This is a genomic window from Candidatus Methanocrinis alkalitolerans (genome assembly GCF_029167205.1).
GTDB lineage: Archaea > Halobacteriota > Methanosarcinia > Methanotrichales > Methanotrichaceae > Methanocrinis > Methanocrinis alkalitolerans.
In genome coordinates, this window is the sequence record NZ_JARFPL010000052.1 from 1 (window position 1) to 13,602 (window position 13,602).

Sequence of the window (13,602 nt, forward strand, 5' to 3'; positions counted from 1 at the left end):
CTTCAACATATGGGATTAGAAACTTCCTTAAAAACATCTTTAGAATTTAGTATGAGTGAAGCTGTAGATCCGCATGTAAATAGAAAGCGCTTTACCGAGGAGTGGTGGGCTTAACCGATGACCAATGGATACCGCTTACTACCCGCTCAAACCCCTCTCTGGTAACGTCCAGCAGCTCTTTGAGATATTTAAGAAGAAGAGAGGCGGATCAGAACGAGACGGCTAACCCCGAATCTCCGAGACCCGTCCCAGGCCCCTCGGGCTGAAGGCCCCCATCGTCGCTGGCCGCCGCCATCTTGGGAGCTGAGGCTAAAGGGGCCGCCGCCCCCTTCGGCCCCGACGACCAGCGGACACGCCATCATGCAAGCCATCCACACAGATGCCATACGCGCCCCTAAGATGGGGCTGAGGCCTCTTTGTGCACCTGACACGATCTTCTCGATCTTCGACCGAAATCCTGACATGGAAGGAGAACCCCAGTGGAAAAGGAATATGAAACGAGTCGAGGTCCTCGCCAGAGGAGACGTCCAGAGGGTTGGGTTCAGAGACGTGGTCCAGAGGATAGGAAGGAACCTCGCGCTCTCCGGCACCGTCCAGAACCAGGAGCCCTACGATGTCAGGATCGTGGGCGAAGGGGAGGAAGAAGCCCTAAAGGAGTTTGTGGAGGCTCTTAGAATAAAGGACGGTCCGATACAGGTCCGGGAGCTGGAGGTCCGCTGGGCTTCAGCGACGGGCGAGTTTCCCTACTTCATGATCATAAGAGGAGACTGGCAGGAGGAGCTGGGAGAGAGGTTCGATGTGGCGGTGGGACTTCTCCACCGGAGCATAGTGCTCGGCGAGGAGAACCTGACCGTCAGCAGGATGATGCTGAACAAGCAGGACCAGATGCTCGATAAGCAGGACGCTTCCATATCCATCCTCCAGGAGATCAAAGCCGACACCTCCGAGATCGGAGCCATCAGAGAGGAGGTCTGCGCCACCCGAGAAGAAGCCCGCCGCGGAAGGGACGAGATCATATCGACCCTCAAAAGCGATCGGCTGGAGGAGAAGTATGAGCGGCTCAGCCAGGAGATAGCCGAGATCAAAGCAGCCATCGCCGAGATCAGAGCTAAGGTGAGCTGAACTCTGAGGTCAAAGAGACGAGACTGAAAAAGTCCTTGATCTGATGTTGGCTTTCAACCCCCTCCGACCGGACCATCAGAACCAGACCGCCACCGCCCTTATCTCCGAGACCCGCCACTCCCCTGCGCCGAAGCTCCCCCCATCGCTCCTCTTGAAGACGTCTTTTGTCTGGGGGTCTATGAGGGTCATCTCGATCCCACATTCCAGATCACGGGACTCGACTGCCCCGTTCTTAGGATCGACCCCGAACCGGACCCCCACCTCCTCGGCGTACTCCGCGAGGTCGTCGCTCAAGACGCAGTCGTCGAGCCCCACGGGGTCCTGGCCGCCTTCGGAGAATATGTCGTCGACGGTGACGACCCCCACCACGTCCCGGACGATCGGCCTGTCCAGCCTCACCATCCCACAGGCAGAGCGGCTCTCCCTCTCCTTGAAGGCGTACCAGAGCCTCCGAGCAAGATGATCCACGTCCACCCCGTCCCCATTCCCCGAGCCGGGGCCGAAGGACTGGACCGTCTCCCAGACCTCCCCGAGGGATAGGGCCAGATAGCTGCGATCGCTCGGGTAAATGGCGTCGAAGGGAGCGCTGGTGGCGGAGTGGACCGATTCTATAAGCTCATGGTGGGAGATGACCCGCTTGGGCATGGGGAGAGGTTAATGCAAGCAGTATATAAAATATTTTGGTGGGGATCAGCCGTCCAAAGCTGAAAATTGATGGGTTAGATGAGAGATCATCTCCTCCACCGACCGTCTGAGAACCGCCCTGTTGTCGTAGCCCTCCAACAGCCGCCGTAGCTCCGCTTCGTCCTGGCCCGCCATCTCGTCGACGAGAGAGATGAGATTCGGTAGAGCCCTCACCACGTTGTCGACGATCGTCACCGTCGAGGTCCTGGCGGTCCGGGAGAGGGGGTTTAGGTCGACGGTGATCACCCTCTTTCCCATCTTCACCAGCGCCTCGCACCGGTCCCCGTCCTCCAGAGGTACGAAGACGACGTCGGCATCGTATATCCCGCCCCTTGCGGCCTTGGCCCGAGCGTGGTCGAGGCCGGGGATCTGCGCATCCGGCTCGTCTCCATAGACCGTCCCGGCGCCGAGGCCTCTGAGGAGGTCGGCTATCTTCTTCACCCTCTCTTCGGTACGGTAGAATATGTTGACCTCCAGGGGCGCACCGATCTTATTCGCGAGGGCCACCATCTCTTTGGGGACGAGGGCGGCTGCGTTTCCGTTGACGCTGAGGACCGGCCCCTCGGCGAGAAGGAGCATCGCCGCCGCCGCCCGCTCCGCCTCCATCGCGGGAGCCGTCGTCACTTCGCCGATGAGGTAGTCGAGGGCCTCGCCCCTCCCCTGGGCTATCAAGCCGTTGAGCCCCGTGATCCCCCGCCCGACCCCCTCCACCAACTTCTCCCGGGTCATAAGAGATGCGTATCTAGGATGGGTTCTGGGCACCTCACTCAAGGCCGGCACCCCCGAGGCAGACCTTCGCAGATATGACATCTCCAAACTCCGCCAGGGCCTCGGCCCCACCGACGGCGAAGACGGCGTCGCCGAGCATCACCATCGACGCCATCCCTCCAGAAGCCTCCACCGCCTCCACGGCATCCTCCATCCAATCTCTCGCAAGCCCGGACCTTCGGGCGAACTCCCATGATAGAGAGACGAACCTATCCAGGGTCGGCCTCCTCAGAAGCTCCTTGAGGGCCCTTTCCCCCTCCCGGTTCACCCCCCTCATGACGGAGGGGTCCGAGAGGACCTCTTCCGTCGATAATGGGCCCCTCACGATGCAGTCGATCCGCAGGGGCGGGACCGGTATCCTGTCGACGGACCCGACGCCGGGCGCTCCGGCCGAGAGCCTCACCACCAGGCCGCCGACGTTCTGGGCGATGACGTCCCCAAGGCCGGTGCCGGAGGCGACCTCCGCACCGTGGGCCGCCTCCCCGACTCCGTCGGCGGTGAGGGCGAGGCTGAAGGCCTCGTTGATGGCGTAGGCAGAGCTGAGGGCCCCGGCGCCGCTCGCCCCAAACCCGGCCCCCAGGGGCATCGATAGCTCCGTCTCGACCCTGACGTGCTCCGGCGCGAGCCTCTCGACGACTCTCCTGGTCACCGGTGCCGTCGACTCGACACCGTTGAGGAAGACCGCCGTCTCCTCTGAAGGGCTGACGACGGTTCTGGCAAATAGATCCAGGTTGAGGCCGCAGCCGACGGAACCCGCCAGTCTAGGATCGGGGTTAGTACGGGCTGCGAAGAAGCCCGTTATATGGGCGGGGGCAGAGGCCTTCAGGATAACACCACCACCAGGGCGTCGATGACGGCTTTGGCTATCATCCTCTTTCGACCGCAGACCTCAGAGATCGTCCCATCCCGCCCCAGGATCAGGACCCTGTTATCCTCCGTCCCCATCCCGCCCTTCCCGACGTCGTTGGCGACGACGATGTCCAGCCGGTTCTTCTCCATCGACTCTCGTGCCCTCGATACCAGATGGTCGTCTGAGAGGAAGGTCTCGGCCTTGAACCCCACCACCTTCAGATCCGGATGACTGGACCGAACGGCTCCGATGATCTTTGAGGTGGGCGATAGCCTCAAAGTGAGCTCGCCCCCGGACTTGATCTTCTCGGCGAAAGGGGCGAGGGTGTAGTCGGAGACGGCGGCGGCGGCTATCATGGCGTGGTACTTGCCGCCTTCCAGCTCCGCCAGGACGGCGCATCCCATCTCCTCGGCGCTCTCGACGAATATCTCGCGCAGCGGCAGACCGAGATGGCCTCTATGGACCAGGGTCACCTCCGCTCCCCTCCTCCGGGCCTCCAGGGCGATCTCCGCGCCCGTCTTCCCCGAGGCCCTGTTAGTCAATATCCTGATGGGGTCGACCTTCTCGGCGGTAGCGCCGCTGGTGACCAGGACCTTCTTTCCCGCGAGGTCGCCAGGGCCCAGGAGCCGCTCGGCCTCCATCACCACATCCGTGTTGTCGGCGATCTTCGCCTTCTCCTCCTCGATCCGGGGGCCGACGACGACGACCCCCATCGACCGGAGGGCATCCAGGTTCTTCAATACCGCAGGGTGGCGGTACATCGCCTCGTGCATCGCGGGGACGACGACGACGGGAACTCCGGATCCGAGGGCGGTGGTGGCGTAGGTGGTGACGGGGGTGTCGTCGATGCCGCAGGCCATCTTTCCGATGGTGTTGGCGGTGGCGGGGGCGATGAGGAGGAGGTCGGCCCTCCCCCCGACGCCGCAGAACTCGACGTGCTCTACCCTTCCCGTGATCCTCGTCACCACGGGGTTCTCGCTCGCGTACTCCAGGGCGTATGGATGGATGATCTCCATGGCGGCACAGCTCATGACGCAGTGAACCGTCGCCCCCCGCCGGATCAGGTCGCGGGCGAGGTCGACGGTCCTCACCGCGGCGATGCTTCCCGTGACCGCTAGGACGATCAGCTTTCCAGATAGCGAATCGCTCACAGTGGAGGATATGATCGAAGACATCTTAGTCAGCGGCCCATATCCAGCCCCCCCTTAGAAATAAGTTCTCCCAGGAGGGAGCGAGGGAGATGAGCACAACGTTTATGTAACTAATTGCCCTAGGGGATCTGCTGTGCCGGGGTGGCCTAGTCGGTTAGGGCGCCAGACTCATAGGGAACGCGAATATGAGGCGCTCGTCTCCTGAGGCATCTGGAAGTCACGGGTTCGGATCCCGTTCCCGGCACCTGACTTTTACACCGACGTTTACAGTTCGTTCTTCGATGAGGACTCTTCGGTGCCGTCGCCGGCAGATTAGATGGTCTGATTTAGGGATGGCTAAAACCACCATTTTTGATATGGCGCACCAAGATCTCCATTTGACGCCGTCTATGAAGAGAGATTAGGAGACGATTTGGCATATTCGTCTCCTTTACCCATCACATGTATCCAGCAGGAGGCCCTCTCCCTTTAGGGAGAGGGAGGAATGCGTCCTAAATCATCTGCCTCCTGTTATATCGAAACATATTTTAGGCTTCAAAGAGCCATTGAAACTGAGTCTGCGATCGCGTTTGAAGATCTGTCAGGGATCAGGCAGACATCTAATCGCCGGATCAAATCCCTCCATAAGTGAGCCTTCTATCAGCTGAAGGAGTTTGTGAGCTACAAGGCTCTGGCTGCAGGTATCCCTGTAATTCTGGTAGAACCTGCCTATACAAGCAATACGTGCCACCAATGTCACCACATAGGGAACAGGAAAGGAAAGGAGTTCTCCTGTCCTTCTTGTGGTTGGAGCGGTGATGCAGACGTCAACTACCCGCCAATGAATTGGCGGGCATGATGCTCGCCAGTATTGGGGGCTTGCGGCTCCACAAAAAATCGGGCCACGATGGGCAGGTTGACAGCCACCCTTGCAGCTATGTTTCGAGCTGCGACGGTGTCAGCAGGGCCAGAGAAACCACAGCGGACACAAGCGAACTGATCCCGAGTAGGTCGGTTTGACCGGTATATATGATGACAAACGGAGCATTCCTGGGACGTATAGGCAGGGTCGATGTAGACTACTGGAACTCCAGCGATCGCTGCCTTGTACTCGAGGAACTGCCTGAGCTGATAGAATCCCCAGCTATGCTGTTTGCGTCTCTGAGCCTTCGAAACCGTCATCCCCTCCCGGATACCCTGAAGATCTTCGAGGGCGATCACGGAAGAGGTGTCTTTGGCTTTCGCAACCAGCTTTTTGGAGATGCAGTGGTTCACGTCCCGACGAAACCTAGCCTCTCGACCCGAGAGTTTCTTGAGATGACGTTTGGCGCTATCGGTCCCACAGCTTTGAAGATCGGCCTTGAGGTTATCTATCTTGGATCGAACGTTCTCGATACCGTCACCGGAGAACTCTTCGCCGGTCGAATCAACGGCAATGTTCTTGATCCCAAGATCGACGCCGATAACACCAATCGGTTCGATCTTCGGAGACTCGGGAACTTCGACGACGACGCAGAGATAGAACTCACCCCGTTCGAAAATGAGGTCGGCCTGTCCTCGGATCCGATTGAGCCGGGGTTCGTGGTACTCGCAGATGACAACAGGGACCTTTATCCTGCCTTCGAGAGTCAAGAGAGAAACGAGATCGAGACCTTTCCAGGACATGAGTCTCTGATCGTAGACGACAGATCCGTCAGGATCGAAGGTCGGTTTGATCGATTTATCTCTCTTGTAGGCTTCGCAGGTCTTAGAGATAGCTCTGACCGCCATCTGAGCGGAGAGGTTAAATTGTTCCCGAATCGGATAATAAACGACCTTCTGCAGCTCGATTTTATTGGCGGTACGAAGCTCAAACGCTTTGTCAGCCACGAAGTTGCAGGCGGCGTTAAACTGATGCATCGTCTCGCGAATAGCTTGAACCTGTTCTGGGGTCGGTTCAAGTTTGACCTTGAGCGTCTGCATCATGTGTATATACATATCCCATCTATGGAGATGAACCTTTCGGTGCCAAGGAGAAGCGGGAGTAGGCGCGCATTCCTCCCCCGACTGAAGTCGGGGGCATCCTGCTGAGATTTTCGTGAAGCGGTGAGCAGAAAAGAGAATCGACTTTCTCGGCGTCTCGCCTTCCATCCTTGGGCCGTCTATGCCCTCACACAGCCCGGCACGTGAAGATGTGGTAGTGCAGCCAGGCGGTGAACTCCTCGCCAGCCGACGTGAATACCCCGGACCTGTCGCCGAACTCGCGCCCCACCTCCTCCTGGATAGAGGTGACAAGCTCGGCGCCGAGGCCGTACCTCTCGGCGAGGTCGCCGGAGTCGAGCCGGAGCGGCGGCGCGGGCCCCACATCGCAGAGGGAGAAGCCCGCCTTCTCCAGTGCCGCCTCCAGCTCGTCGATGGTGAAGTACCACTTCTCGGTCCCCATCATCCCGTAGATTCGGTTGAGGCAGGCGGCGTCCACCTGGTCGGCGAAGCAGGCCGACTGGTGGACGAATATTTCACCCTCGCAGAGCTGGCTCCGCAGGTGTCGGAGGAGGGGGAGGAGACCCACTCTTCCGAAGTAGTGGAGGAGGGATCTCGCCACCAGGAGTAGGCGCTGGTCGTCCTCCACGAGATCCCGGCGGGCTACGGTCGATGCCGAGGCCGCGAACCGCTCGATCCTCACATCATCACAGGCTGAAAGCTGCCGATCGGAGACGTCCACGTCCACCAGCCGGACTCCGGGAAGTGGGCGCCGTCTCAGAAGCTCCCTGAGAAGAAAGCCGGTCCCGCCGCCCAGGTCTGCGATGACGTCGGGGCGGGCGGCGTCGACGGACGAGAGGATGGCAGCGGTCAGGGGCTCTGCCACCTCAGGGTCGGAGAAGTAGCGGTGGTGGAAGCTTCCCCAGCGCTGACCGTGGATCTTCATCTCTCTTTTGACAGAATCCTCTTCGCTGGCCAATCGTCTTTCTCCTGCGGAGGTTGCGTTTGTCTCATTTGCTGTCCCCACGCATTGCCGATAAACTGCCGATATATTGCCGATAAACTGCCGATAACTCGTCCCCCACTGCGAGGGATCTACCACCATCAAGTAATCGCCTAAATCTCGACCTAGGCCCATAGTGGATGAAAAAATGTCTATCTCGCCTTCACAGGCGCTTCTTCAGCTCTTCTAAGCTGATGCACTCCTCCTCTTTCCGAGTCGCGATCACCGATAGGTCGTGAAGATCCTCCTGCAGCTTTTCCTCCTTCAGTGCCATAAGGTGAGCCTCGATCGCCTCTTTGGTGTTGCTCAGGATTTCCTCGATTGTCTCCCCCTGAGAGTAGCAGCCAGGAAGCAGAGGAACCTCGGACCAGAAGCCGTCCTCCTCCGCCTGGTGTACTAAAACTGTATACTCCATGATACATACCCTGCTTAGGCCCCGCCCGAAAATCGGGCGGCGGTCTCAGCACACCTCCGCCCCTTCCTCCTCTGCTTTTTCTCCTGCTTCGATCGCCGCGAGCTTCTCCAGCACCGGCCTCGTGGAGACCGAGTTCATCTCAAGCCCCAGCTCCTCGGGCGCAAGGCCCAGGGCGAGCCCCGCCATCTGGGTTACGTATAAGACGGGAAGATCGATCTCTTCGCCGAACTTCTTCTCCAGGAGCGGCTGGTTGGCGTCGAGCATCAGATGACATAAGGGGCATAGCGCGACGACGAAGTCGGCGCCCGACTCCTTGGCGTTACGGAGGATCCGGATGAGGGTCTCGGCGGCCGCCTCCTCCTCGGGCATGAAGATGGGGCCGCAGCAGCACTTCATCTTCAGCCGGAAGTCCGTCGGCTCCGCGCCCAGGGTCCGGATGAGGTCTTCGAGGATCGATGGATTCTCGGGGCTGTCGATCCCTCCGCTGGGCCGCGTCAGGAGGCAGCCGTAGTAGGGGGCGGCCTTCAGCCCCGCCAGGGGCCGGACGACGAGATCCTCGGGGTCTTCGGCCTCGCCGAGGGCTCTTGTGATCGTCTGGATGACGTGCTGGACCTCCTTCGCCTCCTCGTACTTTTTCTCCAGCGCCTGGTTCACCTTCTCCCTCACCTTCCGGTCTTCGAGGCGGATCATGGCGGCCCGCAGCCTGCTGTAGCAGATGGAGCAGGAGGCCATCACCGGCAGGTCGGTCCTCACCAGGTTCCTCGCGGCGAGGGCCGTCGAGACGAGCTCGTTCGAGACGTGGGTGGCGCCGCAGCAGTTCCAGTCGTCGATCTCCTCCAGCTCGACGCCAAGAGCCCTGCAGACCGCCAGGGTCGAGATCTCGTACTCCCTGCCGGTCGACCGGGCGACGCATCCGGGGTAGTAGGCGAGCTTCATTTTTCGGCCTCCTTCGTCTCTTCGGCCTTTCCAGCCTTCTTTGCCTCTCCAGCTTCAGCCGCTTCGACCTTTTCTGCCTCAGCCTTTCCCTCGTCTCCGAGAAGCTCGAAGATCCGCCTCATCTCTTCGGTCCCCTCGATCCTCTCGCCCCTGGCGGCCTCAAAGCCCAGCTCTATCTTCCCCTTGGGGACGAGCTCCGCCCCGAAGGCCATGATCTGGGCCGCCGAGCCGGGGCTTCTTATCATGTACTCCGCCGAGAGGAGAAACTCCGATATCCGACCATAATCCCGGATCTGGCGGCCGAAGATCCCCTCGAAGACCGAGTCTCTGCACCTTTTCCCCTCCTTCTCGTAGACCGTCTTGAGGGCGGCGACGACGGCCATGGGCCTGATACTTCTAGGGCAGCGAATGGTGCAGAGGAGGCAGGAGGTGCATAGCCATATCGACCTGCTCGATAGAGCCGCTTTCTTCTCGCCTTCGAGGACGAGCTTGACGAGCTTTCGTATGGGGGTGTCCATCAGGTGAGCGGTGGGGCAGCTCGCCGAGCAGGTCCCGCACTGGATGCAGGTTTTCACCTCGGAGCCGGCGAGGGCGAGGACTCTTTCTCTGAACTTCTCCCCCTCGGCCGTCCTGGTCCTGGTAGCGATTTCCTTTGTTTCCATCGTCATCGTCTGCGTCTTCGCAATCTCCATCTTCGCAATCTGCGTCATCTCTCCTCACCCCCCTCGGCCTCGGCGGCAGCCTTCGCCGCCTCCTTCTTGATCCGGTCGCCTATCTTCTCCCTCGCCTCGCCGATCTCGTCCCTCTCCCAGACGAACCGGACCTTCGGCTTCTTGATCACCGCCTCGACCCCCGCGAGGGCCTCGTTGATCCTCGAGAGGAGGTCGGGGTCCCTCTCGGGAGCCTCGATATCGGGTATAGGGACCCTCTCGATCTGGGGCGGGAGGACGATCCTGGAAATGTCCGGCCTTTTCCTCGACTTAGAGACGATCGCGGAGATTGCCTCCTTCCACTCCTCAGCCCAGGGCGTCTCCATAACCTTCGTATGAGCGACGCCGGTCCTCTCCACCTCCACGGCGAAGCAGTGGCAGGAGTTGGCGCAGGCCCCGCAGAAGATGCACTGATCTTCTTCGACCTTTATTCTCCCGTCCTCTCCTACGTACCAGCAGTCGGCGGGGCAGACGTTGAAGCAGGCGTGGCAGCCCATGGGGTCGCAGAGAGGGAGCTGCCGCTCGACGAGCCTTATCTCGCCTTCGAAGGGCTTGGTGATCTCCATGGCGTCGTAGGGACAGACCAATAGACACCTGCCGCACCCGATGCACTTATCCTGGTCGACCTCGATCTCCCCGGAAAACTCAAACTCCTCCTCCAGCTCCAGGGGCTTTCCTTCGACTTTGATCGCCTCCTCGGGACAGATGCCGACGCAGAGGCCGCAGTGGTCGCAGAGCTCCTCGTCGACGAGGAGCTGCTCGAAGGGGACCAGATCGATTGGGGTGGGCTCTCTCTCCGTGAGGAGGAAGGCCTCGCAGAATTTGGCGCACTTCCCGCAGAGGTTACACTTCTCGGGATCGACCTCGATCTTCCCCTTACCCTCCCCCCTCTCCTCCTCCCGGAGGGGTCCGAAGACGTCACGAGTCGGATAGAAGACGACGGTGATCGCCTCCGTCGGGCAGACCGGCTCGCAGAGGGCGCATGGGAGGCACCTCTCGTTCGGCTCGGCCTTCGAGACGAGGTGGGGGTACTCCTCCATATCCCGGTAGTCTCTATCGTTAGCGGTCATCTTGTAGGCGTCGACGGGACAGAAGGCGGCGCACATTCCGCAGAATACGCATTTATCCAGGTCGATGAGAACCGGCGGGGCGTCCAGGCCCGTGGCGATCTCGATTACGGGCCCCAGGGCGAGGGCCTTGGTGGGGCAGAGGGCGACGCAGATACCGCAGCCATTGCACTTCTTGTAGTCGTAGTCCAGGACCTTGACCGAGTCCTCAGATCTCTGGATCGACTTGATGTGGGAACCCTCGACCTCCATCTCCTTCTCGATCTTCATCACCATCAGCTATCGCCCCCTGGTGGTGTTGCCGCCCGAAGGGCCGCGAGCTCCGTTCCCACAGGCCCCATCTCCTTCAGCTCACTGACGAACTTTCGAATCTCTTTCGCCAGGATCTCGCCTTCGCTGGCGGCGCACCAGATGATCTTGACCCTCCCGGGGTTGATCCCCACCTTCTCCAGGACCCCCTTAAGAACCTGGATCCGCTGGTAGGCTTGATAGTTCCCCTTGTTGTAGTGGCACTCGCCGAGGCGGCACCCGGATATCAGGACTCCGTCGGCCCCGCCTTTCAGCGCCTCGATGACGAAGGCGGGGTCGACCCTCCCGGCGCAGAGGACCCGGATCGCCCTCATGTTCGTAGGGTACTGGATCCGGGACGTTCCGGCGAGGTCTGCCCCCGCATAGCTGCACCAGTTGCAGAGGAACCCCACGATGAAGGGGTACTGCCCCTTGACCGCCGTCGCCGCGTGAATCTGCGCGAGGATCTGTTCGTCGGAGAAGAGGGTCATCTCGATGGCGTCGACGGGACAGGCGGCGGCGCAGGTCCCACACCCCTTGCAGGCCGCCTCGTCGACGAGGGCGGTTCCGTTGACGGAGATCGCCTTGCTGGGGCAGGTCTCTACGCAGAGCTTGCAGCCTATGCACTTCTCGGCGTCTACGACGGCGACGACGGGGTCGAGGGCGAGCTCTCCCCTCACCAGAAGGCCCATCGCCTTCGACGCCGCCGCCTCCCCCTGGGCGATGGAGACCTGGATCTCCTTGGGGCCCGAGGCGCAGCCAGCGATGAAGACGCCGTCGATGTGGGCCTCCACGGGCCTCATCTTGGGGTGGGCGATCTCGAAGAAACCGTCGGGCCTCTTGGAGAGGCCCAGGAGGTTTCCGACGACGTCCGCGTCCCTGTTGGCCTCAAGGCCCGCCGATAGAACGACGAGGTCGTAGGGCTTCGACCGAAAGCCCCCCAGGAGGGTGTCCTCGTAGTTGACCTGCAGCTCTCCATCCACCTCCTCCACCTCCGAGACCCGGCCCCGGATGAAGTTGATCCCGAGCCTCTGGGCCCGGATGTAGAACTCCTCGTAACCCTCACCCCCGGCCCGCAGGTCGATGTAGTGGATCGATACCTCGGTATCGGGGTACTTCTCCTTTATCAGCTGGGCGTTCTTGAGTGCGTACATGCAGCAGACCCGGGAGCAGTAGGGGTTTCCTACCGTCTCGTCCCTGGATCCTACGCACTGGAGGAAGGCGACGGACTTGGCCACCTGGCCCGTGGAGGGGCGGACGACCTCGCCGCCCGTCGGCCCTGCTGCGTTGAGGAGCCTCTCGACCTGGAGGCCGGATATGACGTCTCTATACCTGCCGTACCCGTACTCCTCCTTTCGGGCGGGATCGAAAGACTGCCAGCCGGTGGCGACTATGATGGCGCCGACGTCGAACCTGAACTCTTCCTGCGTTTGGTCGTACTTGACGGCGTCGACGGGGCATGCCTCGGCGCAGAGGCCGCAGCCGATGCAGGATTCTGGGTCGATGCAGGCGACGAGGGGGACGGCCTGGGGTATCGGCATGAAGATCGCCTTTCTCTTGCCGAGGCCGAACTCGTACTCATCGGGGACCTCCACGGGGCAGACCCCGGCGCACTCGTTGAGGCAGCCCTTGCAGAGCTTCTCGTCGACGAACCTCGCCTTCTTGACGCCGGAGACGGTGAACCTTCCCACGGACCCCTCGATGTTCAGGATCTCGGCGTAGGTGATGAGGGTGATGAGGGGGTGGTTGTAGACGTCGGTCATCTTCGGCGCCAGGACGCATATGGAGCAGTCGTTTGTAGGGAAGACGTCGGTGAGGAGGGACATGTACCCCCCGATCGTCGGCCTCCTCTCCACCAGATATACGTGGAGGCCGCAGTCGGCGAGGTCGAGGGCAGCCTGGATCCCGGCTACTCCCCCGCCGATGACCAGGACCTCCCGGCTGACGGGCATCGTCTCCCCCTGGAGGGGGTTTAAGAGGGTGGCCTTGGCCACCGCCATCCGTATCAGGTCTTTAGCCTTCTCCTGGGCCTGGGGCGGCTCGTCCATGTGGACCCAGGAGCATTGCTCTCTGATGTTCGCCATCTCCAGCATGAAGGGGTTCATCCCCGCCTCGGAGATGACCCGCCGGAAGGTCGGCTCGTGGAGCCGAGGCGAGCAGGCGGCGACGACGATGCTCTCCAGCTTGTGTTCGGCGATGTCCTCCTTGATCGTCTCCTGGCCGGTGTCGGAGCAGGTGAACTGGAGATCCCGAGCGACCTCGACGCCGGGGAGGGTTTTGGCGAACTCGGTGAGGCTGTCGGGCTCCAGGACCCCTGCAATGTTCAGGCCACAGTGGCATACGTAGACTCCAATTCGCATCGACAGGACTCCGAACTATCATTCGGAACCCATCGACTTAAAGGTACCTGTAAGCGACCCATCCCCTAAAGGGGATGGGCTTTCGGTAGCCCTGGGATCTTTTCTGCCTTGATTAAGCAGAACAACCCCGAACCTCCAGGCTGGCTTACAATAGCCCCAAGATCAGCAATGTTTCGAGCTCCATTCACGAAAATCTCAGCAGGATGCCCCCGACTTCAGTCGGGGGAGGAATGCGCGCCTACTCCCGCTTCTCCTTGGCACCGAAATGTTCATCTCCATAGATGGGATATGTATATACACATGATGCAGA

General features: G+C 60.8%; 13 protein-coding genes and 1 tRNA gene. 3 read left to right on the plus strand and 11 right to left on the minus strand.

Annotation, left to right across the window (positions count from 1 at the left end; genetic code table 11):
- The first annotated feature begins 492 nt into the window (after positions 1-492).
- A complete protein-coding gene (locus P0O24_RS11455) occupies positions 493-1,122 on the plus strand; it encodes an acylphosphatase (RefSeq protein ID WP_316969892.1) in 630 nt (209 codons plus the stop codon).
- 75 nt (positions 1,123-1,197) lie between these two features.
- Here P0O24_RS11455 and P0O24_RS11460 read toward each other — a convergent pair whose 3' ends face one another.
- From P0O24_RS11460 to coaBC, 4 genes are all read right to left on the minus strand, one after another.
- Entirely contained in the window at positions 1,198-1,767 is a 570-nt protein-coding gene (locus P0O24_RS11460; protein ID WP_316969893.1) for a hypothetical protein, read from the minus strand.
- Positions 1,768-1,812: 45 nt separating this feature from the next.
- Positions 1,813-2,577, minus strand: coding sequence for a 4-phosphopantoate--beta-alanine ligase (locus P0O24_RS11465; protein ID WP_394356782.1), 765 nt, complete (start codon positions 2,575-2,577; stop codon positions 1,813-1,815).
- Positions 2,570-3,223 (minus strand): pantoate kinase, encoded by a 654-nt coding sequence (locus tag P0O24_RS11470; RefSeq protein WP_316969894.1) that lies wholly within the window; start codon positions 3,221-3,223, stop codon positions 2,570-2,572. The genes P0O24_RS11465 and P0O24_RS11470 overlap by 8 nt, the downstream gene beginning before the upstream one ends.
- Positions 3,224-3,396: 173 nt before the next feature.
- A complete protein-coding gene (gene coaBC / locus P0O24_RS11475) occupies positions 3,397-4,599 on the minus strand; it encodes a bifunctional phosphopantothenoylcysteine decarboxylase/phosphopantothenate--cysteine ligase CoaBC (protein ID WP_316969895.1) in 1,203 nt (400 codons plus the stop codon).
- A gap of 111 nt (positions 4,600-4,710) precedes the next feature.
- Here coaBC and P0O24_RS11480 point away from each other — a divergent pair.
- Positions 4,711-4,819, plus strand: a tRNA-Met gene (locus tag P0O24_RS11480).
- Between the two features lie 399 nt (positions 4,820-5,218).
- Positions 5,219-5,413, plus strand: a complete 195-nt coding sequence (locus tag P0O24_RS11485) for a zinc ribbon domain-containing protein (RefSeq protein WP_394356783.1) — start codon at positions 5,219-5,221, stop codon at positions 5,411-5,413.
- Here the strand turns inward: P0O24_RS11485 and P0O24_RS11490 are convergent.
- From P0O24_RS11490 to hdrA2, 7 genes are all read right to left on the minus strand, one after another.
- Entirely contained in the window at positions 5,386-6,519 is a 1,134-nt protein-coding gene (locus P0O24_RS11490) for an RNA-guided endonuclease InsQ/TnpB family protein (RefSeq protein ID WP_316969897.1), read from the minus strand. The genes P0O24_RS11485 and P0O24_RS11490 overlap by 28 nt on opposite strands.
- Before the next feature lie 184 nt (positions 6,520-6,703).
- Entirely contained in the window at positions 6,704-7,492 is a 789-nt protein-coding gene (locus P0O24_RS11495; protein WP_316969898.1) for a hypothetical protein, read from the minus strand.
- Positions 7,493-7,679: 187 nt separating this feature from the next.
- Positions 7,680-7,931, minus strand: a complete 252-nt coding sequence (locus tag P0O24_RS11500; RefSeq protein WP_316969899.1) for a type II toxin-antitoxin system HicB family antitoxin — start codon at positions 7,929-7,931, stop codon at positions 7,680-7,682.
- A 45-nt stretch (positions 7,932-7,976) separates the two neighbouring features.
- The gene (locus tag P0O24_RS11505; RefSeq protein ID WP_316969900.1) at positions 7,977-8,867 is read right to left on the minus strand and encodes a CoB--CoM heterodisulfide reductase iron-sulfur subunit B family protein; all 891 of its coding nucleotides are present in this window, start codon (positions 8,865-8,867) and stop codon (positions 7,977-7,979) included.
- Positions 8,864-9,577 (minus strand): 4Fe-4S dicluster domain-containing protein, encoded by a 714-nt coding sequence (locus P0O24_RS11510; RefSeq protein ID WP_316969901.1) that lies wholly within the window; start codon positions 9,575-9,577, stop codon positions 8,864-8,866. The genes P0O24_RS11505 and P0O24_RS11510 overlap by 4 nt, the downstream gene beginning before the upstream one ends.
- Positions 9,574-10,920, minus strand: a complete 1,347-nt coding sequence (locus tag P0O24_RS11515; RefSeq protein WP_316969902.1) for a 4Fe-4S binding protein — start codon at positions 10,918-10,920, stop codon at positions 9,574-9,576. Before P0O24_RS11515 ends, P0O24_RS11510 begins: the two co-directional genes overlap by 4 nt.
- Positions 10,920-13,292 carry a CoB-CoM heterodisulfide reductase HdrA2 gene (gene hdrA2, locus P0O24_RS11520; protein WP_316969903.1) on the minus strand — a complete coding sequence of 791 codons (2,373 nt, stop codon included), beginning with the start codon at positions 13,290-13,292 and terminating at the stop codon, positions 10,920-10,922. The genes P0O24_RS11515 and hdrA2 overlap by 1 nt, the downstream gene beginning before the upstream one ends.
- Positions 13,293-13,602 lie beyond the last annotated feature (310 nt).